Annotated in this window: 21 protein-coding genes; 5 read left to right on the forward strand and 16 right to left on the reverse strand. The window is 58.6% G+C overall.

Features of this window, described 5'->3' with window-relative positions:
- Nucleotides 1-6: 6 nt before the first annotated feature.
- From AB4O23_RS27845 to kdgD, 3 genes are all read right to left on the reverse strand, one after another.
- Entirely contained in the window at nt 7-1,371 is a 1,365-nt protein-coding gene (locus AB4O23_RS27845; RefSeq protein WP_017530107.1) for an MFS transporter, read from the reverse strand.
- Between the two features lie 96 nt (nt 1,372-1,467).
- Nucleotides 1,468-2,913 carry an aldehyde dehydrogenase family protein gene (locus tag AB4O23_RS27850; protein ID WP_460061594.1) on the reverse strand — a complete coding sequence of 482 codons (1,446 nt, stop codon included), beginning with the start codon at nt 2,911-2,913 and terminating at the stop codon, nt 1,468-1,470.
- 54 nt (nt 2,914-2,967) lie between these two features.
- Nucleotides 2,968-3,879: a 5-dehydro-4-deoxyglucarate dehydratase gene (gene kdgD, locus AB4O23_RS27855; RefSeq protein ID WP_017530109.1), complete on the reverse strand. Its 912-nt coding sequence runs from the start codon at nt 3,877-3,879 to the stop codon at nt 2,968-2,970.
- 234 nt (nt 3,880-4,113) lie between these two features.
- Here kdgD and AB4O23_RS27860 point away from each other — a divergent pair, with 234 nt between their 5' ends.
- Nucleotides 4,114-5,271 (forward strand): phospholipase, encoded by a 1,158-nt coding sequence (locus AB4O23_RS27860; RefSeq protein WP_460150349.1) that lies wholly within the window; start codon nt 4,114-4,116, stop codon nt 5,269-5,271.
- 137 nt (nt 5,272-5,408) lie between these two features.
- Nucleotides 5,409-5,732, forward strand: a complete 324-nt coding sequence (locus AB4O23_RS27865; RefSeq protein WP_017530111.1) for a hypothetical protein — start codon at nt 5,409-5,411, stop codon at nt 5,730-5,732.
- A gap of 11 nt (nt 5,733-5,743) precedes the next feature.
- Here the strand turns inward: AB4O23_RS27865 and AB4O23_RS27870 are convergent, their stop codons facing one another.
- From AB4O23_RS27870 to rplM, 8 genes are all read right to left on the reverse strand, one after another.
- Complete coding sequence (locus AB4O23_RS27870) at nt 5,744-6,493, reverse strand: FadR/GntR family transcriptional regulator (RefSeq protein WP_460106318.1); 750 nt, start codon at nt 6,491-6,493, stop codon at nt 5,744-5,746.
- A gap of 157 nt (nt 6,494-6,650) precedes the next feature.
- Nucleotides 6,651-7,070, reverse strand: a complete 420-nt coding sequence (locus tag AB4O23_RS27875; RefSeq protein WP_065877296.1) for a ClpXP protease specificity-enhancing factor — start codon at nt 7,068-7,070, stop codon at nt 6,651-6,653.
- Between the two features lie 17 nt (nt 7,071-7,087).
- Complete coding sequence (locus AB4O23_RS27880) at nt 7,088-7,705, reverse strand: glutathione S-transferase N-terminal domain-containing protein (RefSeq protein WP_017530114.1); 618 nt, start codon at nt 7,703-7,705, stop codon at nt 7,088-7,090.
- 146 nt (nt 7,706-7,851) lie between these two features.
- Nucleotides 7,852-8,634 carry a cytochrome c1 gene (locus tag AB4O23_RS27885; protein ID WP_017530115.1) on the reverse strand — a complete coding sequence of 261 codons (783 nt, stop codon included), beginning with the start codon at nt 8,632-8,634 and terminating at the stop codon, nt 7,852-7,854.
- Nucleotides 8,634-9,845 carry a cytochrome b gene (locus tag AB4O23_RS27890; RefSeq protein ID WP_003171746.1) on the reverse strand — a complete coding sequence of 404 codons (1,212 nt, stop codon included), beginning with the start codon at nt 9,843-9,845 and terminating at the stop codon, nt 8,634-8,636. The genes AB4O23_RS27885 and AB4O23_RS27890 overlap by 1 nt, the downstream gene beginning before the upstream one ends.
- A 12-nt stretch (nt 9,846-9,857) precedes the next feature.
- Nucleotides 9,858-10,439: a ubiquinol-cytochrome c reductase iron-sulfur subunit gene (petA, locus tag AB4O23_RS27895; RefSeq protein WP_460150351.1), complete on the reverse strand. Its 582-nt coding sequence runs from the start codon at nt 10,437-10,439 to the stop codon at nt 9,858-9,860.
- A gap of 266 nt (nt 10,440-10,705) precedes the next feature.
- Nucleotides 10,706-11,098, reverse strand: coding sequence for a 30S ribosomal protein S9 (rpsI, locus tag AB4O23_RS27900; protein WP_003216038.1), 393 nt, complete (start codon nt 11,096-11,098; stop codon nt 10,706-10,708).
- A 14-nt stretch (nt 11,099-11,112) separates the two neighbouring features.
- Nucleotides 11,113-11,541, reverse strand: coding sequence for a 50S ribosomal protein L13 (gene rplM, locus AB4O23_RS27905; RefSeq protein ID WP_003171742.1), 429 nt, complete (start codon nt 11,539-11,541; stop codon nt 11,113-11,115).
- A gap of 248 nt (nt 11,542-11,789) precedes the next feature.
- On the opposite strand from rplM, the gene AB4O23_RS27910 reads away from it, so the two are divergent.
- Nucleotides 11,790-12,830 (forward strand): NADP(H)-dependent aldo-keto reductase, encoded by a 1,041-nt coding sequence (locus AB4O23_RS27910; protein WP_017530118.1) that lies wholly within the window; start codon nt 11,790-11,792, stop codon nt 12,828-12,830.
- Between the two features lie 108 nt (nt 12,831-12,938).
- On the opposite strand, the gene AB4O23_RS27915 is transcribed toward AB4O23_RS27910, so the two are convergent.
- Complete coding sequence (locus AB4O23_RS27915) at nt 12,939-14,075, reverse strand: acyl-CoA dehydrogenase family protein (RefSeq protein WP_065877298.1); 1,137 nt, start codon at nt 14,073-14,075, stop codon at nt 12,939-12,941.
- A gap of 220 nt (nt 14,076-14,295) precedes the next feature.
- On the opposite strand from AB4O23_RS27915, the gene AB4O23_RS27920 reads away from it, so the two are divergent.
- The gene (locus tag AB4O23_RS27920; RefSeq protein ID WP_175404191.1) at nt 14,296-15,216 is read left to right on the forward strand and encodes a GlxA family transcriptional regulator; all 921 of its coding nucleotides are present in this window, start codon (nt 14,296-14,298) and stop codon (nt 15,214-15,216) included.
- A gap of 135 nt (nt 15,217-15,351) precedes the next feature.
- On the opposite strand, the gene zapE is transcribed toward AB4O23_RS27920, so the two are convergent.
- The 3 genes from zapE to AB4O23_RS27935 all read right to left on the reverse strand — a co-directional run bounded on the left by zapE (nt 15,352) and on the right by AB4O23_RS27935 (nt 18,536).
- A complete protein-coding gene (gene zapE, locus AB4O23_RS27925; protein WP_460089516.1) occupies nt 15,352-16,446 on the reverse strand; it encodes a cell division protein ZapE in 1,095 nt (364 codons plus the stop codon).
- Nucleotides 16,447-16,525: 79 nt separating this feature from the next.
- Nucleotides 16,526-17,881, reverse strand: a complete 1,356-nt coding sequence (locus AB4O23_RS27930) for a tryptophan--tRNA ligase (protein WP_017530122.1) — start codon at nt 17,879-17,881, stop codon at nt 16,526-16,528.
- A 25-nt stretch (nt 17,882-17,906) separates the two neighbouring features.
- Nucleotides 17,907-18,536 (reverse strand): alpha/beta hydrolase, encoded by a 630-nt coding sequence (locus AB4O23_RS27935; RefSeq protein ID WP_017530123.1) that lies wholly within the window; start codon nt 18,534-18,536, stop codon nt 17,907-17,909.
- 146 nt (nt 18,537-18,682) lie between these two features.
- On the opposite strand from AB4O23_RS27935, the gene AB4O23_RS27940 reads away from it, so the two are divergent.
- Nucleotides 18,683-19,120: a Z-ring associated ZapG family protein gene (locus AB4O23_RS27940; RefSeq protein ID WP_003171734.1), complete on the forward strand. Its 438-nt coding sequence runs from the start codon at nt 18,683-18,685 to the stop codon at nt 19,118-19,120.
- Between the two features lie 128 nt (nt 19,121-19,248).
- On the opposite strand, the gene AB4O23_RS27945 is transcribed toward AB4O23_RS27940, so the two are convergent.
- A partial coding sequence (locus AB4O23_RS27945; protein ID WP_460150354.1) for an ABC transporter ATP-binding protein/permease occupies nt 19,249-20,285 on the reverse strand: 1,037 nt, incomplete at its 5' end.

Raw genomic sequence — 20,285 nt, forward strand, 5'->3', positions numbered from 1 at the left:
TGCCTCTCAGGAATGCGCTTGGGTTAGGTTGGTCAACTCTGGCCCCTTGCTTGGCGGCTCTTTGAGTACTACACGCTTGATCGGGCCGACAATGACCAGGTAACTGAACACCGCCACCAGCGCGTTGGCGCCGACGAACACCAGGGCCCATTTGAACGAGCCGGTGGTGCTGATGATGTAGCCGATCACGATCGGCGTGGTGATCGACGCCAGGTTACCGAAGGTGTTGAACAAGCCGCCACTGAGGCCGGCGATTTGCTTGGGCGAGGTGTCGGACACTACCGCCCAACCCAGTGCGCCAACGCCCTTGCCGAAGAAGGCCAAGGCCATGAAGCCCACCACCATCCATTCAACGTCGACGTAGTTACACGCAATGATGCTGCTGGAAACCAGCAGACCGGCAATGATCGGCGCTTTGCGGGCGAAGGTCAGGGAATGGCCCTTGCGCAGCAGGTAGTCGGAAATCACCCCACCCAGCACGCCGCCGATAAAGCCGCAGATCGCCGGCAACGAGGCGATGAAACCGGCCTTGAGGATGGTCATGCCACGGTCCTGCACCAGATACACCGGGAACCACGTCAGGAAGAAGTAGGTGATCCCATTGATGCAGTACTGGCCCAGGTACACGCCCAGCATCATGCGATTGGTCAGCAGTTGACGAATGTAATCCCACTTCGGACCGTCGGTTTTTTTACCCTTGCCCTTGTCCTGGTCCATATCGACCATCGCGCCGTTGGCCGCGATGTGATTGAACTCTGCTTCGTTGATCATCGGGTGCTGGCGCGGGCTGTGGATAACTTTCAGCCAGACCAGCGAGAACACGATGCCAATCACGCCCATCACGATAAATACGTGCTGCCAGCCGAAGCGGTAGACGATCCAGCCCATCAGCGGCGCGAACAACACCGTGGCGAAATACTGCGCGGAGTTGAAGATCGCCGATGCCGTACCGCGTTCAGCCGTCGGGAACCAGGCCGCGACGATACGCGCATTGCCCGGAAAGGATGGCGCTTCGGCCAAGCCCACCATAAAGCGCAGCATAAACAGCGCAACGACCGCTGTGGAGACACCGAACTCACCCACATAGCCTTGCAGCACGGTGAACAGTGACCAGGTGAAAATGCTCAGCGCATAGACTTTTTTCGAGCCGAAACGGTCCAGCAGCCAGCCACCGGGAATTTGCCCGGCCACGTAGGCCCAACCGAATGCGGAGAAGATGTAACCGAGGGTGACCGCGTCGATGCCGAGGTCTTTTTGCAGGCTGGAGCCGGCGATGGCGATGGTGGCCCGGTCGGCGTAGTTGATCGTGGTCACCAGGAACAGCATGAGCAGGATCAAATAGCGGACGTGGGTCGGCTTGGTCGTTTGCATCTGGAGGTGCTCCCACTAATTATTTTTTTTGCGGGTAATTAATTGTGTGCGCGGGAACCGCTTCAGGTGAAAGCCGGTTCCCGCGGGTGTTGCGTATTACGAACCGATGTAGCTGGTTTTCACCACGGTGTAGAACTCTTGCGCATAGCGTCCTTGCTCACGCGAACCATAGGACGAGCCCTTCCGGCCACCGAATGGAACGTGGTAATCCACACCGGCGGTCGGCAGGTTGACCATCACCATCCCGGCCTGGGAATGGCGCTTGAAGTGGTTGGCGTACTTCAACGAGGTGGTGGCAATGCCCGCCGACAAGCCGAACTCGGTGTCGTTGGCCATGGCCAGCGCCGCCTCGTAGTCCGCCACGCGCACCACGTTGGCCACCGGCCCGAAGATCTCTTCACGGCTGATGCGCATGGCGGCTTCGCTGTCGGCGAACAGCGTCGGCGCCAGGTAGTAACCTTCGGTGTCGCACGTCACCACGCCGCCACCGCTGACCAGCCGCGCGCCTTCGCTTTGGCCGATGTCGATGTATTTAAGGTCTTGGTCCAACTGCGCCTGGGACACTACCGGGCCAATGTCAGTACCGCTTTTCAATGCGTGACCAACCTTGATCGACTTCATGCGCTCGGCCATGGCCGCGACGAATTGGTCGTGAATGCCGGCGGTGACAATCAAACGGCTCGATGCCGTGCAACGCTGGCCGGTGGAGTAGAACGCACTCTGTACCGACAGCTCGACGACCTGCTTGAGGTCGGCGTCATCGAGAATGATCTGCGGGTTCTTGCCGCCCATTTCCAACTGCACTTTGGCCTGGCGCGACACGCAGCTGACGGCGATCTGACGCCCCACACCCACGGAACCGGTGAAGCTGATGCCGTCGACCTTCGGGCTGTTGACCAGCACATCGCCGACCACACGGCCGCTGCCCATCACCAGGTTGAACACGCCGGCAGGGAAGCCGGCACGGGAAATAATCTCCGCCAGGGCCCAGGCGCAGCCCGGCACCAACTCGGCCGGCTTGATCACCACGCAGTTACCGTAGGCCAGGGCCGGAGCGATTTTCCAAGCCGGGATAGCAATCGGGAAGTTCCACGGAGTGATCAAGCCGACCACGCCCAGGGCTTCGCGGGTGACTTCAACATTGACGCCCGGGCGCACCGACGGCACGTAATCACCGGACAGGCGCAGGCATTCACCGGCGAAAAACTTGAAGATGTTACCGGCGCGGGTCACTTCACCGATGGCCTCGGGCAGGGTCTTGCCCTCTTCCCGGGCCAGCAGCGTGCCGAGCTCTTCGCGGCGCGCGAGAATTTCGCTGCCGACTTTGTCCAACGCGTCATGACGCGCCTGGATGCCGGAAGTGGACCAGGCCGGGAAAGCGGCGCGGGCGGCGTCGATGGCGGCGTTGACTTGAGCGACATCGGCCTTGGCATACTCACCAATGACATCAGACAACTCCGACGGGTTGAGGTTGACGCAATAGTCGGCACCCGCCACCCATTGGCCGTTGATGTAGTTTTCAAAACGCTGTGCTTGAGACACGAATCTTCTCCTGACGCAAAAGGCCGCTGATTACTCAGCGGCCTCGTTGATGGGTTATTGCGGGCCTTGCTTGTCGATCAGCGCGGCCAGGGCCTCGTACTCTTCCGGCAGCAGGTCGGTCAGCGGGGTGCGCACAGGGCCTGCGTCGTAGCCGACGATTTTTGCGCCTGCCTTGACGATGCTCACGGCATAACCGGCCTTGCGGTTACGGATGTCCAGGTAGGGCAGGAAGAAGTCGTCAATGATCTTGGCCACGGTGGTGTGATCTTCGCGGGCAATCGCGTGGTAGAAGTCCATCGCGGTTTTCGGGATGAAGTTGAACACCGCCGAGGAGTACACCGGCACGCCCAGGGCCTTGTAGGCAGCGGCGTAAACCTCTGCAGTCGGCAGGCCGCCGAGGTAGCTGAAACGGTCGCCCAAACGACGGCGAATCGACACCATCAACTCGATGTCACCCAGGCCATCCTTGTAACCGATCAGGTTCGGGCAACGCTCGGCCAGGCGCTCCAACAACGGTGCAGTCAGGCGGCACACGTTACGGTTGTAGACCACCACACCGATTTTTACCGATTTGCACACGGCCTCAACGTGGGCGGCAACGCCGTCCTGGCTGGCTTCGGTGAGGTAGTGCGGCAGCAGCAGCAGGCCTTTGGCACCCAGGCGCTCGGCTTCCTGAGCGTATTCGATGGCTTGGCGCGTCGAGCCGCCGACACCGGCGAGGATCGGCACGCTGGTGGCGCAGGTATCAACAGCGGTCTTTACCACTTGGGAATATTCGCTGGCGGCCAGGGAGAAAAACTCACCGGTGCCGCCGGCTGCGAACAAGGCGGTGGCGCCATAAGGGGCCAGCCACTCAAGGCGCTTGATATAGCCCGCCTGGTGGAAGTCACCCTGGGCATTGAAATCGGTCACGGGGAAAGACAGCAGACCGTGGGAGAGGATGGACTTCAGTTCTTGTGGATTCATTATTCGAACACCCTGGTAAAGACTTTCTGTCGAAAGGTTGTTGTTGGTTTTTGATGATGTCGTACGTCATCGTACAACTATAAAAAGATTCGTCAACTGCAATTCATCGACCTTCACGTTGAGGCGTGTTTATACCGCGCTTCTTGACGTAGGAAATTTATCCTCTATGCTCGCTACAACTGTATATACATACAGTTAAAAAGGAAGATTCCTACGACATAGCAAGGAGCTAACATGTCAGGTCTTGAACTCGCAGTACCCGAAAAAAAATCCCCGCCCCTGCGCTTCGAAGGCAGCGAACACACCGCCATCGGCGACGACACACTGTTGCGCTTCGCCAAGGACGCGCCGGCCATTCCCGCACGCCAAGTCGAACTGCACCTGCCCAACGGGCTGGCCCTGACTTACGGCCAAGTGATTGCCCTGGGCGGCGACTTCTATGGCGTTCCCGGCCGCCCCATCAGCGATGGCGCCTCCCCTGCCGACCGTGTGCAACGTTTTATGGCGGCCTTCAACTCGCTGGCGGTGTTGCCAGCCTCGCGGGAAGAAGCCGGCAAGATCCTCGCGGTGATGCAAAAGGAGATCAACGCGATCAACCAGGCGATCCAGGACGGCAAACAACCCCACGAAGCCTACGATGCCCTCGGTGATACGTTTTCCGAGGAATGGAACCGCATCACCGGAGGCGGCAGCGCGGTTTCGGCGCTGATTCCGCTGGGGCGTTATTTGAAGCTGGCGGCGGACAACGCTGACCACTTCGGTGAATGGGCCCTATCGACCTACCTGGCAGGGCACACGGCAGCCTTGCAACAAGCCGTCGCGGCCCATCAAACCGGTACCGACCAGGCACTGGAGTTGGCGTATGCCATGAACAGTTTCGCTGATCACTTTTTAACCGATCTATTTTCCGCCGGACACCTGCGCGTACCCCGCAAACAGCTGGCGGCGGTGGTGACGCCTGGCGAACTGGGCTCGTTGATCAGCCGCTTCATGCACGATGAAGACAGCCAGTTTGGGCTCAAAGTACGCAATGCCCTGGGTGATGAGTGGCATGCCTATGGGGATAAACGCTACTTCGACGGCATCGATGCGGCTAATCGGCTGCAGGTCAAACGCGCGGTGCAGGCGTCCGCCGATGAAATCTTCGCAACGTTTGCCAGCGGTGTGGCGCCCTCCCCGGCCAACTTCAAGGCGCCGCTGCATGTGCCGGACTTGAACGCTGCGCAAAACCCGGCGAATAACTTTTCGCCGCTGTTCAAGGTTGAGGGTGACAAGGTGCTGCGACGCAAGGACGTGAATGACCTGAACGACAAGCACTGGACTCACGATTGGTGGGGGTGGAGTACGTATTTGTTGCTCAAGGACTACAAGCCGAATACGCCGCTGAGTTGAGTGACTCTGGTCCCATGCGCGCCGTGAACCGTACGCATGGGACCATTTGTCGGAACTGTGATTTCTGACAGTTTCGCGGGCGCTTGATCATCGCGGATAAATGAACAGGCACATATACCTGAAAAGGAGACCTCGACATGACCTACCCAGCCCCAACCTTAATCACCTCGTCATTGGAGCGGATTGAACTCCAGCTGCCATCTAACGCGCCGCAGCCGGAAAATGCGAACGTCCAAGCTATTTTGTTTGAAAGGAATCCAGATGAGGAAGACGACCTTACCTACTACGAATCTGTTTTCGGGGTTCCTACAGAACTCTCCCCGCAGGTAACACTCGTTATTACGCCGACTAAAGACCAGCAGGAACGCCTTCAAGGCAAAACGTTGGAACTGGGCTATCGAGTAACGAAGCGAGAAACTTCAATGGAAGCCGACTCCGAACGTTTGAAAGTTACGCTTTAGCGTTAGCTAATTCACCCCCGCTGTGCCTGCGCCTCTTCATGCGCCTGGCGCAGCCGCTCGCGGCTGTTGGTCAGGTGCAAACGCATCGCCGCGCGCGCCGCATCCGAATCCTGGCGCGCGATCGCTTCATAAATTTCTTCGTGCTCGCGGCTCAGACGGCCCATGTAATGCTGCTGGTCATCATGGACCAGGCGCGCCGAGTTCAGGCGGGTTCGCGGAATGATGCTGGTGCCCAGGTGGGTCATGATGTCGGTGAAATAGCGGTTGCCGGTGGACAGGGCAATCTCCAGGTGGAATGCGAAATCGGACGCCACCGCATCGCCAGCATGCGCCGCGCTTTCATTCAGCGCATCGAGCGCCGCGCGCATGGCCGCCAGTTGTTCGTCGCTGCGGCGCAGGGCCGCCAGACCGGCTGATTCCACTTCCAGGCTGATACGCAGCTCCAGAATGGCCAACACATCACGCAACGTGACCACCGTGGCCGGGTCGATACGAAAACCGCTGGGGCTCGGCGTGTCCAGCACAAAGGTACCGATGCCATGGCGGGTTTCTACCTGCCCCGCCGCCTGCAGGCGCGAAATGGCTTCGCGCACCACCGTGCGGCTTACACCATGGGCTTCCATGATCGCCGACTCAGTGGGCAGCTTGTCGCCCCGTTTGAGCTCACCATCGCGGATTTGCTCGGACAACACCGTGACCAATTCCTGGGCAAGGCTGCGGCGCTTGCGGGGAAGACGAGGGGCGGTGTTGGCGTTTTCCATGATGAATCATCTTTCTCGGCGAACTTGAGCACGCATCATAGCCCATGGCGGTTGTACGATCACCGTCCGGGCACGACTTTCATCTATATCCTGCGCGCAAAAAAATGCCCCGACATCAATCGAGGCATTTTTCAGACAGGTCTGACGGAAAAACCGCTTACTTCACCACTTTCAGACTTGGCCGGCCGCTAGGGCGCGGTGGCTCCGTATCCGGTGGTGGCAGATCATCACCGTCTTCGCTGTCGATCGTTTCGTCGTCTTCAAAAGGCGACTCCAGATCGAACACCATGCCTTGGCCATTTTCCCGGGCGTAGATCCCGAGGATGGCACCAATCGGCACGAACAGCGTATGCGGCACACCGCCGAAACGCCCTTCGAAGCTGACGGCTTCATTGTCCATATGCAAGTGGCGCACGGCACTGGGTGATACGTTCAGCACAATCTGCCCGTCACTGGCAAAACCCTGCGGTACCTGAACCGCAGAAAATTCGGAATTGACCAGCATGTGCGGGGTGCAATCGTTGTCCACAATCCACTCATAGAGCGCGCGGACCAGGTAAGGTCGACTGGAGTTCATCAACGGCTCCTTAAGCCTTAGCGCATATCGCGTTCGACACCAGACAGACTCGCCTGGAAAGCCTCACGCGCAAACTGGCGCTCCATGTAATCAAGCAGCGGTTTGGCCGGCCGCGGCAGTTCAATACCCATTATCGGCAAGCGCCAGAGTATGGGTAATAGGCAGCAATCCACCAGGCTTTGTTCCTCGCTGAGGAAAAAAGGCTTATCGGCGAACAACGGGGAAACGCCGGTCAGGCTCTCGCGCAATTCCTTGCGCGCCACGACACGGGCCGCCTCTTTGCTGCGCGAATCCAGAATGACATCCACCAGCCCACACCAGTCACGCTGGATCCGATGGATCAGCAGACGGCTGTTGGCACGCGCCACCGGGTACACCGGCAGCAAAGGCGGATGCGGGTAACGCTCATCCAGGTATTCCATCACCACGGTCGACTCCCACAACGCCAGGTCACGATCGACCAGGGTGGGCAAGCTGCCGTAAGGGTTCACTTCGATCAGCTTCGGCGGATGACGACCCGCTTCCACACTGATGATCTCGGCGCTGACACCCTTCTCTGCGAGCACGATGCGTACTCGGTGGGAATAGTGGTCGGCGGGGTCGGAGTAACAGGCCAACCGATTGGTCACGCCCATGGCGGTCCTCCTCGCTTGTTGAAATTATCGAAAGCTCAAAAACGAGCGCGCCCAGAGAGCATCTCTGTAGGACCTGGTAACCAGGTCACTATGGGTCAGGGATGCCGCTGGGCGCGCAAGATTAACAGCAATTGCTTACGGTTGGATCAATGCACATCTTTCCAGTATTCGCGTTTGAGCAGATAGGCGAATACGAAGAAGAAAGCCAGGTACAGCAAGACGTAAGTACCAATGCGCTGGTGCTGCAGTTTGACCGGGTTGGCCGAGTAGGCCAGGAAGGTCACGAGGTTCTTGACCTTCTCGTCAAACTGCTCTTCGTTCAGCGTACCGGTCTTGGGCACAATGGTCAGTTGATCGCACGCTTCATGAGTCAGAGGCGTACCGGTCAACGGATCATATTGCTTCTTGCCATTGTCCACGACCTGAACCTGCTTGCATCCTACCACTTGGCGACCCTGCAAGCCGACCAGAACGTTAGGCATGCCGACGTTCGGGAACACTTTGTTGTTCACACCCCAAGGGCGGGCCGGGTCTTCGTAGAAAGACTTGAGGTAGCCGTAGAGCCAGTCGGTGCCGCGCACGCGGGCTACCAGGGTCAAGTCAGGCGGTGCAGCCCCGAACCAGGCCTTGGCGTCTGCCGGTTTCATACCGATGTTCATGTGGTCACCAATCTTGGCGCCGGTGAACACCAGTTTCTCCAGCATCAACTCGTGGGGAATGCCCAGGTCGTCGGCGACGCGCTCGTAACGTTGGAACTTGGCGCTGTGGCAGCCCATGCAGTAGTTGGCGAACGTTCGCGCGCCGTCTTGCAGGGCAGCCTTGTCAGACACATCGATGTCGACTTTTTCCAGCTCCGGGCCACCGTGCTCGGCGGCGAAGGACAGTAGCGGCAAGGCCGCAAGCATCAATGCAACGAATAATTTTTTCATCAGCCAGTCACCCTTTCCGGAACCGGTTTGGTCTTCTCGAGCCGGGTGTAGAACGGCATCAGAATGAAGTAGGCGAAGTACAGGAAGGTGCAGACCTGCGACAACAACGTACGCTCAGGCGTTGGCGCCAGTACGCCCAATACACCCAGGATCACGAAGGCAATGCAGAACACCCACAGCCAGATCTTGCTTAGCCAGCCTTTGTAGCGCATGGACTTGACCGGGCTTCGGTCGAGCCAAGGCAGTACGAACAGCACGGCAATGGCCGCACCCATGGCAATTACGCCCATGAGCTTGTCGGGGATCGCACGCAAGATCGCGTAGAACGGCGTGAAGTACCAGACCGGGGCAATGTGCTCAGGCGTCTTGAAGGCGTTGGCCTGTTCGAAGTTAGGTTTCTCCAGGAAATAACCGCCCATCTCCGGGAAAAAGAACACGATCGAGCAGAATACAAACAAGAACACCACTACGCCGACGATGTCTTTCACGGTGTAGTAAGGGTGGAATGGAATGCCATCCAGCGGGATGCCGTTCTCGTCCTTGTGCTTCTTGATGTCCACGCCGTCCGGGTTGTTGGAGCCCACCTCATGCAGCGCCAGGATATGCAACACCACAAGGCCAAGAATCACGATAGGCAGGGCTACCACATGCAACGCGAAGAAGCGGTTCAAGGTGATACCGGAGATCAGGTAGTCACCGCGGATCCACTGGGTCAGGTCATTGCCGATCACAGGGATCGCGCCAAACAGCGAGATGATCACCTGCGCGCCCCAGTACGACATCTGGCCCCACGGCAGCAGGTAACCCATGAAGGCTTCGGCCATCAGCGCCAGGTAGATCAGCATGCCGAACACCCACACCAACTCACGAGGCTTCTGATACGAACCGTAGAGCAGGCCACGGAACATATGCAGATAGACCACGATGAAGAACGCCGACGCACCGGTGGAGTGCAGCAGACGCAGGATCGAGCCGTACTCGACGTCACGCATGATGTATTCGACGGAGGCAAACGCCTCTTCCGCCGAAGGGGTGTAGCTCATCGTCAGCCAGACGCCGGTGACGATCTGGTTGACCAGCACCAGGAGTGCCAGGGAGCCAAAGAAATAGAAGAAGTTGAAGTTCTTCGGGGCGTAGTACTTGCTGAGATGGTCTTCCCACATTTTAGTGGCGGGGAAGCGCGCATCGACCCAATCCATGAACTTGCTCATCACGCGTTCTCCTTATCGGAGACCAATGACAATAAGGTCGTCAGTTTCGTAGGTATGCGGTGGCACGGGCAGGTTCAATGGCGCGGGTTGGGACTTGTAGACGCGTCCGGCAAGGTCGTAGTGGGAACCGTGGCATGGGCAGAAATAACCACCGACCCAGTCCTTGCCCAGATCGACAGGAGCGACTTCCGGGCGGAAGGTAGGCGAGCAACCCAAGTGGGTACACAGACCGACCAGCAACAGAATCTCTGGCTTGATCGAACGTGCTTCGTTTTTGGCGTAGGCGGGTTGGTCGGATTTCTCGGATTTCGGGTCGGACAACTGACCTTCGATCTTTTTCAGATTTCCCAGGATTTCCTCGGTACGACGAACAATGAACACCGGCTGGCCGCGCCATTCAGCAATCATCTGCTGGCCTGGCTCGATCTTGCTGACATTCACCTTCACCGGTGCACCTGCGGCTTTCGCCTTGGCACTGGGAAACCATGACCCCACGAACGGGACCGCAGCCCCCACCGCTCCTGCAGCACCCACCACGGATGTGGCTGCTACCAAGAAGCGACGCCGGCCTGCATTCACGCCGTCATTGCTCATTCAGTCCTCTCCCATCAGCTTTTTGGCCTGTTAAATCAGGCGTCTACTAAGTATTAAATCTGAACTTATAAAAATTTTGCCGAATGGTAATGAAAAGCCCCACGTCTGACAAGGGAATTGCCCAGGGCTCAGCCTCCAGGCCTTGTAGTATAGGGGGTCTACGGATGTGGCAAGTTGTCACGGTGAAAAATGTGTATAAATCGCAGGCAATAAAAAACGCCCAGCTCCGTAAGGAGGCTGGGCGTTTTTGTGGAACGTAAAGCGAATTAACGCTTCGAGTACTGCGGACGCTTACGCGCTTTACGCAGACCGACTTTCTTACGTTCAACTTCACGGGCATCGCGAGTTACGAAGCCAGCTTTGCGCAGAGCGCCACGCAGGGTTTCGTCGTACTGCATCAGAGCGCGAGTGATACCGTGGCGGATTGCGCCAGCTTGACCACTTACACCGCCACCGATAACGGTGACGTAGATGTCGAACTTTTCAACGGTCTCGGTCAGTTCCAGCGGCTGACGAACTACCATGCGGGCAGTTTCGCGACCGAAGAAATTTTCCAGAGTGCGGTTGTTGATCGAGATGTTACCAGTGCCCGGACGCAGGAAAACGCGTGCGGTTGCGGTTTTGCGACGGCCAGTGCCGTAATTTTGAGTCGCCGACATAATGAACTATTCCGTTAAAACTTCAGTTCTTGGGGCTGCTGAGCAGCATGAGGGTGTACAGCGCCCGCATAGACTTTCAGCTTGCGAAACATATCGCGACCCAGTGGGCCCTTAGGCAGCATGCCTTTGACCGCGATTTCGATCGGGGCTTCAGGCTTCTTGGAGATCAGGCCTTCAAAGTTGGAAGACTTGATACCGCCTGGGAAACCGGAGTGACGGTAGTACATTTTGTCTTGCGCTTTGTTGCCGGTAACACGTACCTGCTCAGCGTTGATGATCACGATGTAGTCACCGGTGTCAACGTGAGGGGTGTACTCAGGCTTGTGCTTGCCACGCAGACGGCTGGCGACTTCAGTGGCCAGACGACCCAGGGTCTGACCAGCGGCGTCGACGACAAACCAGTCGCGCTGAACTGTTTCCGGTTTTGCAGTAAAAGTTGTCATTCTTTAATAGCCTCAGGGGCCGCCCTGTAAATTAGACGGCGGATCTTACTGAATAGTGCGTACTTTGACAAGTCAAAGGCAGCCGGATACAGACGCTATCGGGGGCTCGGGTCGGCGCGTCCGTTCAACGGCAAGATTCTTCGGCAGACGGCGCATCACTTCCACTGCAGAAAGAGGTGGGCAATTATGCAGATTGCGAAAAAAAATTCAACCTGCTTTTATGATTGTTTTCCCTGAAGGAGTACCCGATGGATTATCGACAGCTGGGCCGTACGGATCTGAACGTGAGCGCGATAGCCCTGGGCACCATGACCTGGGGTGAGCAGAACAGCGAGGCAGAGGCCTTCGCGCAGATCGAGCGGGCCAAGTCCGCGGGAATCAACTTCCTCGACACGGCGGAAATGTACCCGGTGCCGCCCAAAGCAGACACCTACGCCACCACCGAACGCTACATCGGTAATTACTTCAAAAGCCGTGGCGACCGCAACGACTGGATCCTTGCCAGCAAGATCGCCGGCCCCGGCAACACCATTGACTACATCCGCGACGGCCACCTGCGCCATAACCGCAAGCACATCACCGAAGCCCTCGACGCCAGCCTCAAGCGCCTGCAAACCGACTGGATCGACCTCTACCAGTTGCACTGGCCGGAGCGCAGCACCAACTTTTTCGGCCAGTTGAGCTACAAGCACAAGGACGAAGACGACCTCACACCGCTTGAAGAAACCCTCGAAGCGCTGGATGAACAGGTAAAAGCCGGCAAGATCCGCCACATCGGCCTGTCCAACGAAACGCCGTGGGGCACCATGAAATTCCTGGCCCTGGCCGAAGCCCGTGGCTGGCCGCGCGCGGTGTCGATCCAGAACCCCTACAACCTGCTCAACCGCAGCTTTGAAGTGGGCCTGGCGGAAGTCGCCATTCGCGAGCAATGCGGCCTGCTGGCCTACTCGCCCCTGGCGTTCGGCATGCTCAGCGGCAAGTACGAAGGTGGCGCACGCCCGGCGAAGGCGCGCCTGACCGAATACAGCCGCTTCAGTCGCTACTTCAACCCGCAGTCGGAAGCGGCGTGCAGCCGTTATGTCGCCCTGGCGCGCGAGCACGGCCTGGACCCAGCGCAGATGGCGTTGGCGTTCGTGACGCAGCAGCCGTTTGTGACCAGCAATATTATTGGCGCCACATCACTGGAACAGTTGGATAGCAACATTGCCAGTGCCGAGTTGAAACTGTCCAAGGAGGTACTGGAAGGGATTGAGGCGATTCAGAAGGATCATCCAAACCCCGCGCCGTGATTGATCTTTAGGCCGCCATCGGGAGCAAGCCCCCACATTTGACTGGGTTCACACATTCAAGTGTGGAAGGGGCTTGCCCCGATGAGGCCCAAACAAACACCAGATTACTCAAAGCGCCCGCGCAATAATCTCTTTCATGATCTCGTTGGTCCCCGCATAAATTCGCTGCACCCGCGCATCCGCCCACGCCCGCGCGATCGGGTATTCCCACATGAAGCCGTAGCCACCGTGCAACTGCACGCATTCATCCAGCACCTTGCACTGCAGGTCAGTGGCCCAGTACTTGGCCATCGCCGCCGTGGGCACGTCCAGCTTGCCTTCCAGGTGCAACGCCATGCACTGGTCGACGAATACACGACCGATTTGAATCTCGGTGGCCATCTCGGCCAGCTTGAAGCGTGTGTTCTGGAAATCGGCAATCGCCTTGCCGAACGCCTTGCGTTCGCGGGTGTATTCCAAGGTCCATTGCAACGCCGCCTCGGCGGATGACAAGGCCCCGATCGCCACCGTCAAACGTTCTTGAGGCAACTCCTGCATCAAATACGCGAAGCCCATTCCGGCCTGGCCTAGCAGGTTTTCCCTGGGCACGCGCACATCCTGGAAGAACAGCTCCGAGGTGTCCTGAGCCTTCATGCCCACCTTCTCCAGCCGCTTGCCCTTGGCGAAGCCCGGCGTATCGGCCTCCACCAGAAACAGGCTGGTGCCCTTGGCGCCCGCCTTGGGATCGGTCTTGGCCACCACGATCACAAGGTCGGCAAGATAGCCGTTGGTAATGAACGTCTTGGAGCCGTTGATTACATACTCATCGCCCTCCAACACGGCGCTGGTCTTGACCCCTTGCAGGTCGGAGCCGGCCCCCGGCTCGGTCATGGCGATAGCGGTGACCATTTCGCCGGCGATCAATTTGGGTAGGTATTTGTGTTTCAGCGCCTCACTGCCGTAATGCAGGATGTACGGCGCGACGATATCCGAATGCAGGGAAAAACCGATGCCGGTCAGGCCCAGCCGGCTGATCTCCTCGATCACCACCGCACTGTAGAGAAAGTCCGCCCCCAGGCCACCGTATTCCTCCGGCAGATGGGAACACAGCATTCCGGCCTCCCCCGCCTTGCGCCACAGATCGCGGTCGATGAAACCCTGCTTTTCCCATTGCCCATGGAAAGGAGCAGCGTCTTTTTCGAGGAAAGTGCGCACGCTTTCGCGGAAGAGCTCGTGTTCCGGAGTGAACAAAGTTCTGGGAATCATGGGTCACCTGCATGGATTGTCGGACAAAGATCAGCTTACAGAGCCTATGCCGCGAAAGGCTCACGGGACACTGGACACATGCGACAAAAAATAAGACGATCCAGCCGTCTGGTGACCACTTTCCCCTATAAGAATAAATGAAATTATGTCTAACCAAATCTCCACGCCCCTGCGGCGCGTCAGCATTTTGGCCATTGATCGGGTATTCGCTTCAACCCTCATGCAAGCCAAGGATTTCTTCCACCTCGCCAGCCTGCGCTATGGCAAACAGCAAGGCCTGGGCCTGACGCCAGCATTCGCAACGCGCCTGGTCAGCCCCGACGGGCAATCGGTGTGCAGCTTCAGTGATGTGATCATGCCGGTGGATGGCGGCCTGGAAGATGCGGACATCATCGTCCTGCCAGCCTTCTGGGATGACTTCGATGCCCTCTGCACGCGCTACCCGCAAGTGCTGCCATGGTTGCGCGAACAACATGCGCGCGGCGCCGTGCTCTGCGGTGAAGCCACCGGGGTGTTCTGGCTGGCCGAAGCCGGGTTGCTCGATGGCAAGGAGGCGACCACCTATTGGCGCTTCTTCAATGCCTTCAGCGAACGCTTTCCCAAGGTCCAGCTCAACCAGGACAAGCACCTCACGGACGCCGATAACCTGTATTGCGCCGGCGGCACTACCTCAGCGTGCGACCTCTATATTTACCTGATCGAGCGCTTCTGCGGCGCCAACATTGCCCAGGCCGTGGCCCGCGACATTCTGTATGAAGTGCAACGCAGCTATGCGCCGGGGCGTATCGGTTTTGGCGGGCAGAAACTTCACCAGGACGTGATCATCCTGCAGATCCAGCACTGGCTCGAAGAGCACTTTGCCGACAAATTCCGCTTCGAGGATGTCGCCCGCGAACACGGAATGAGCATCCGCAACTTCATGCGCCGCTTCCAGACCGCCACCGGCGACAAGCCGTTGCACTACCTGCAACGCCTGCGAATCGAGACGGCCAAAGGCCTGCTCTCGGGCAGCCGTAAGAGCATCAAGACCATCAGTTATGAGGTGGGTTACGACGACGCGAGTTTCTTTGCGCGGCTGTTCAGGCAGCACACCGAATTGTCGCCGAACCAGTATCGCCAGCAATTCCAGCAGGCGGCATAACCCCAGCCAACAAACACAGTAAAAAAATGTGGGAGGGGGCTTGCTCCCGATAGCGGTGGGTCAGTCCACATCTTCAGTGACTGACATTCTGCTATCGGGAGCAAGCCCCCTCCCACATTCTGATTTGTGTTGCTTTTAAGGCTTGTGCCCGCGCGACAGGAACTCGTGGGACTGCATCTCCAGCAAGCGGCTCAGGGTGCGCTGGAACTCGAAGTTCAAACGGCCACCGGTGTACAGATCCTTAAGCTCAACTTCCGCCGAGATGATCAGCTTGACGTTGCGGTCGTAGAATTCGTCGACCATGTTGATAAAACGCCGCGCGATATCGTCAGTAGTGACACTCATCTGCTCCACGCCACTCAAGATCACCGCATGGAAGATCTTGCCCAGTTCGATGTAGTCGTTCTGGCTACGCGGGCCGTCGCACAGTTGGCGGAATTCGAACCAGGCCACGTCATCGCAGGTACGCAGGGCGATGATCTCGCGGTTCTCGATCATCAACTTGTCGTTTTCCACCGCCTGGGTGCATTCCGGTGTCAGCGCGCGGAAGCTTTTTTTCAAGCTTTCATGGGCCGCTTCGTTCAGCGGGAAGTGGAACAGCTCCGCTTGCTCCAGGTGACGCAGGCGGTAGTCGACGCCGCTGTCGACGTTGACGATCTCGGTGTGCTGCTTGATCAACGCGATGACCGGCAGGAAGCGCGCGCGTTGCAGGCCATCCTTGTACAGGCCGTCGGGCACGATGTTCGAGGTGGCCACCAGGGTCACGCCATTTTTGAACAGCTCTTCCATCAGGGTGCCGAGGATCATGGCGTCGGTGATGTCAGAGACAAAGAACTCATCGAAGCAGATCACCCGCGCCTCGTCGGAGAAGCGCTTGGCGATGATAGTCAGCGGGTTTTTCTCGCCCGGCAGGGTCTTCATCTCTTCATGCACGCGCTTCATGAAGCGGTGGAAGTGAGTGCGGACCTTTTCCTTGAACGGCAGTGCTTCGAAGAAGGTATCGACCAGGTAGGTCTTGCCGCGTCCCACGCCGCCCCAGAAGTACAGGCCCTTGACCGGTGCGCGGTCTTTCTTGCCAAACAGCTTGCCGAGCATCCCTGGCTTGCTTTGCGAGGCCGCGAGCAGGTCGTCGTAGAGGCGCTGCAAATGACGCACCGCCGTTTCCTGGGCCGCGTCATGGAAGAACTCAGGGCGTTTCAGATCAGCTTGATATCGTTCTAGGGGCGTCATAATTTCGTTAGCAAGGCAACAAAAACGGGCCGTCACTGTAACGACGGCCCCGGATAATGGCAATCAACCCTTGGTCGGGTTAATCCTCGAGTGGCGTCAACGCAGTGCGCAAAGCCTCAATGCCGGCATCACGTGATGCACCGTCGGCGAACTCGGCGCCGTCGGCGACCACGGCGCCGTCCAGCCAGACGCTAAAACTCAGAGCTTCGGGGCGTACATCCAAAGCGTCGCCGCTTTGCAGTTGCTTGGTCACCGCGCCCGCCGCTTTGCCGTCGGCAAAATTGCGTGACAGCAGCAATTGCTCGCCATCGGCAGCCAACAGGCGGAAGCGAAAGCTGCCGTCGTCTTCGCGAAAACTCACAAAGCGCGCCGCTTTCGCAGCTTTCTTTTTGCTGGCGACCGGCGCTGCCGCCTGGTTGACGAACGAACGCAGGCCCACCGCTTCACGCAGCTCGGCCAGGAACGGCGCCGCCACGGCACGGGCTTTTTTGGCGCCTACCAGCAAGAGGTCTTCCATGTCCGATGGGCGCGACATCAACTGGTGGTAACGCTCGCGAGCTTCGCCCAGTTGGCCGTCGAGCAGTTGGAACAGACGGTTCTTCGCCTCGCCCCAGCCCAGACCTTGCAGGAGTTCGGCGCGGAACGCCTCTTCCTGGGCCTTGCTGGCAAACGCCTGGTACAGGGTGAACAGGTGTGAGTTATCCGGGTCCTTGGCTTCGCCAGGGGCGCGCGAGTCGGTGACGATCCGCGAGATGGCGTCCTTCATGTCCTTGGCGCTGGTGAACAACGGGATGGTGTTGTCGTAGCTCTTGGACATCTTGCGGCCATCCAGGCCCGGCAAAGTGGCGACGCTTTCTTCGATCAACGCCTCAGGCATGGTGAAGAATTCTTTGCCGTTGCCGAACAGGTGGTTGAAACGCTGGCCGATGTCGCGCGCCATTTCCACGTGCTGGATCTGGTCGCGGCCGACCGGCACTTTGTGCGCGTTGAACATCAGAATGTCCGCCGCCATCAGCACCGGGTAGCTGTACAGCCCCATGGTGATGCCCGCGTCCGGGTCTTCGCCGGTTTCCACGTTCTTGTCCACCGAGGCCTTGTAGGCGTGCGCGCGGTTGAGCAAGCCTTTGGCGGCCACACAGGTCAGCAACCAGGTCAGTTCGGGAATTTCCGGAATGTCGGACTGGCGATAGAACGTTACCCGGTTCACATCCAGGCCACCGGCCAGCCAGGTCGCGGCGATTTCCATACGCGAGCGCTGGATGCGCTGCGGGTCATCGCATTTGATCAGGGCGTGGTAGTCGGCCAGGAAGTAGAAGGAATCGGCATTTGCGTCCTGGCTGGCAAGAATCGCGGGGCGGATCGCGCCGGCGTAGTTGCCCAGGTGCGGCGTGCCGGTGGTGGTGATGCCGGTGAGGATACGGGTACGCGTCGTCATGGGTTTATCGCTTATCAGACTGCTATCAATTCGAGAGGCGCGGCAGCACCAGATCCTTCAGATCGGTGAGCTTGCCATGAAAAAAGTGCCCGCATTCTGCCACTTTCAGCAGCTCATGGGGGCGTTTCAAGGCGCCGGACCAGTCGTAGACGAGTTGCGGGTCGACCACTTCGTCGGTTTCGGGCTGGATCAGGGTCAATGGGCAGCCTTGGGGCAGTACATCCGTATCACGCAGGCGCATCACGGCGGCGGCGACCATGAACAGGTGCGCGAGTTTTTCGCCCTTGGCTTCCAGACGGCCACCGAGGCTGGCGGCCACGTAGCCACCAAAGGAAAACCCGAGCAAGGTGATCGGCAGGTCGGGGTGTTTTTCACGCAGCCAGGTGACGGCCGCTTCGGCATCGTCGACTTCACCGGTGCTCATGTCATGCGTACCGGCACTGGCGCCGACGCCACGGTAATTAAAACGTAACGTAATCAAACCGGCATCGCGAGCCGTGCGTTGCAGGGTCGACACAACTTTATTGAGCATGGTCCCGCCTTGCACCGGGTTAGGGTGGCAGACCAGCGCCAGGCCACGTGGTTCGGGGTGGTCGAGGTACAAGGCTTCCAGTTGGCCCACCGGGCCATCGATCAAAACGGGGGTTTCACGCATGAGCAAGGATGAACTCCGTGACCTCTCAAGGGGTCGACTCGTCTAGCTAAAAGTCTGTGCATGGCATCATTGCGAGCTTAATCGCGGTATACAGCGCAGGTTTGAGCCGTTAACGTAAAGCAAAGCCGTTTATAGAGGAAGGACTCGTGGAACACTCGCTCTTAGTTTGGTTGTTGCCGACTCTTGCCCTGGTTGCCGGTGTCGCCATTGGATTCCTGGTTGCTCGCCTGCTGCCGAATGCCGCGCCTAACCGCACGCAGCGTCAGTTGGATGACATTCAGGAACGTTTTGACAGTTATCAGAACGAGGTTGTTACCCACTTCAATAGCACCGCGACCCTGGTCAAGAAGCTCACTCAGAGCTACCAGGAAGTACAGGATCACCTCGCCGATGGCGCAAACCGCCTAGCCCTCGACGACATCACCCGTCAGCGCCTGCTGGCCGCGCTGCATTCCGATGCTCCGCAAACCCCACGGGAACGCCTGACCCCACCTCGGGAAAACCAGGAGCCACCACGGGACTACGCACCCAAAACGCCAAACGCTCCAGGCATGCTGGATGAGCATTACGGCTTGAAGAAGTAAGTTTCTTCAAGCAAAAAAAGCCCGGCTGATCGAAGATCAACCGGGCTTTTTGTTGTCGCTGACTCGCGAAAACACTGAGGTCAAATGTGGGAGGGGCGTGCCCCCTCCCACACTGACCGAGTAAGACCTTAGGCCACGGGTTGCTCCTGCAGCCAACCACCCTCGATCCGCACATGCCGCTCATGGAAACGCTTGAGGCTGCTGCGATGTCCGACACTGACGATGCTCAGCCCCGGCAATTCATCGATCAACGCTTGATACAGCGTCGCCTCGTCCTCTTCATCCATGGCAGAGGTCGCTTCATCCATGTACAACCACTGCGGCGCGAACAACAAGGCGCGGGCGAATGCCAAGCGTTGTTGCTCGCCCGGTGAGAGCATGCGTTGCCAATGATTGGCTTCGTCCAGGCGCACGACCAGGTGCGCCAAGCGGCACGTTTGCAGGACCTGTGCATAACGTTCCGGCGAGTAGACGCTGTCTTCCTGTGGGTAACTCAACACGGCCTTCAGTGTGCCGATCGGCAGGTAGGGCTTCTGCGGCAGGAACAGGTAACGCTTGACCGGCAGGCGAATGCTGCCGTGACCCGCCGGCCACAGATGGCCCATCGCGCGCAACAAGGTACTTTTGCCGCTGCCGGAACGGCCGCTGAGCATGACGCGCTGGCCCGGCTCAACGATCATGTTGGCGTCGGTCAGCAAGTGGCGACCATCGCCCAGGTTCATGCCCAAGCCTTGCACCACCAGGCGTTCACCCTGCGTGCTCACATCGATGGCTGCCGGGCGTTGCTCGTTTTCAGTCATGGCCTGCTGAAAGCTCAATAGACGGTCGCTGGTCGCGCGCCAGCCGGCGAGGTCGGAATACGCGCTGATAAACCAGCTGAAGTTGCCCTGCACGTTGCCGAATGCGGAGTTGATTTGCATCAACTCGCCCAGCTCGATCTTGCCGGCGAAATACCGCGGCGCCGCGACGATAAACGCAAAGACGATTGCAATCTGCTCATAGCCGGCGGTGAAAAACGTCAAACGCTTGGACACTTTCATGATGTCCCAATAGTTATGCCAGACCTTGCCGAACCGCGCGCTCAGACGCTGCTTCTCGTTAGGCTCGCCGTTGTACAGGGCGATGCTTTCGGCATTCTCCCGCACCCGCACCATGGAGAAACGCA

It is taken from the genome of Pseudomonas sp. H2_A10, from assembly GCF_054680085.1.

Bases quoted from the DNA above. Each gene is read 5' to 3' on its own strand.
- AB4O23_RS27845 (WP_017530107.1), bottom strand. From the start codon at position 1,371: ATGCAAACGACCAAGCCGACCCACGTCCGCTATTTGATCCTGCTCATG.
- kdgD (WP_017530109.1), bottom strand. From the start codon at position 3,879: ATGAATCCACAAGAACTGAAGTCCATCCTCTCCCACGGTCTGCTGTCT.
- AB4O23_RS27860 (WP_460150349.1), top strand. From the start codon at position 4,114: ATGTCAGGTCTTGAACTCGCAGTACCCGAAAAAAAATCCCCGCCCCTG.
- AB4O23_RS27865 (WP_017530111.1), top strand. From the start codon at position 5,409: ATGACCTACCCAGCCCCAACCTTAATCACCTCGTCATTGGAGCGGATT.
- AB4O23_RS27870 (WP_460106318.1), bottom strand. From the start codon at position 6,493: ATGGAAAACGCCAACACCGCCCCTCGTCTTCCCCGCAAGCGCCGCAGC.
- AB4O23_RS27875 (WP_065877296.1), bottom strand. From the start codon at position 7,070: ATGAACTCCAGTCGACCTTACCTGGTCCGCGCGCTCTATGAGTGGATT.
- AB4O23_RS27880 (WP_017530114.1), bottom strand. From the start codon at position 7,705: ATGGGCGTGACCAATCGGTTGGCCTGTTACTCCGACCCCGCCGACCAC.
- AB4O23_RS27885 (WP_017530115.1), bottom strand. From the start codon at position 8,634: ATGAAAAAATTATTCGTTGCATTGATGCTTGCGGCCTTGCCGCTACTG.
- AB4O23_RS27890 (WP_003171746.1), bottom strand. From the start codon at position 9,845: ATGAGCAAGTTCATGGATTGGGTCGATGCGCGCTTCCCCGCCACTAAA.
- petA (WP_460150351.1), bottom strand. From the start codon at position 10,439: ATGAGCAATGACGGCGTGAATGCAGGCCGGCGTCGCTTCTTGGTAGCA.
- rpsI (WP_003216038.1), bottom strand. From the start codon at position 11,098: ATGTCGGCGACTCAAAATTACGGCACTGGCCGTCGCAAAACCGCAACC.
- rplM (WP_003171742.1), bottom strand. From the start codon at position 11,541: ATGACAACTTTTACTGCAAAACCGGAAACAGTTCAGCGCGACTGGTTT.
- AB4O23_RS27910 (WP_017530118.1), top strand. From the start codon at position 11,790: ATGGATTATCGACAGCTGGGCCGTACGGATCTGAACGTGAGCGCGATA.
- AB4O23_RS27915 (WP_065877298.1), bottom strand. From the start codon at position 14,075: ATGATTCCCAGAACTTTGTTCACTCCGGAACACGAGCTCTTCCGCGAA.
- AB4O23_RS27920 (WP_175404191.1), top strand. From the start codon at position 14,296: ATGCAAGCCAAGGATTTCTTCCACCTCGCCAGCCTGCGCTATGGCAAA.
- zapE (WP_460089516.1), bottom strand. From the start codon at position 16,446: ATGACGCCCCTAGAACGATATCAAGCTGATCTGAAACGCCCTGAGTTC.
- AB4O23_RS27930 (WP_017530122.1), bottom strand. From the start codon at position 17,881: ATGACGACGCGTACCCGTATCCTCACCGGCATCACCACCACCGGCACG.
- AB4O23_RS27935 (WP_017530123.1), bottom strand. From the start codon at position 18,536: ATGCGTGAAACCCCCGTTTTGATCGATGGCCCGGTGGGCCAACTGGAA.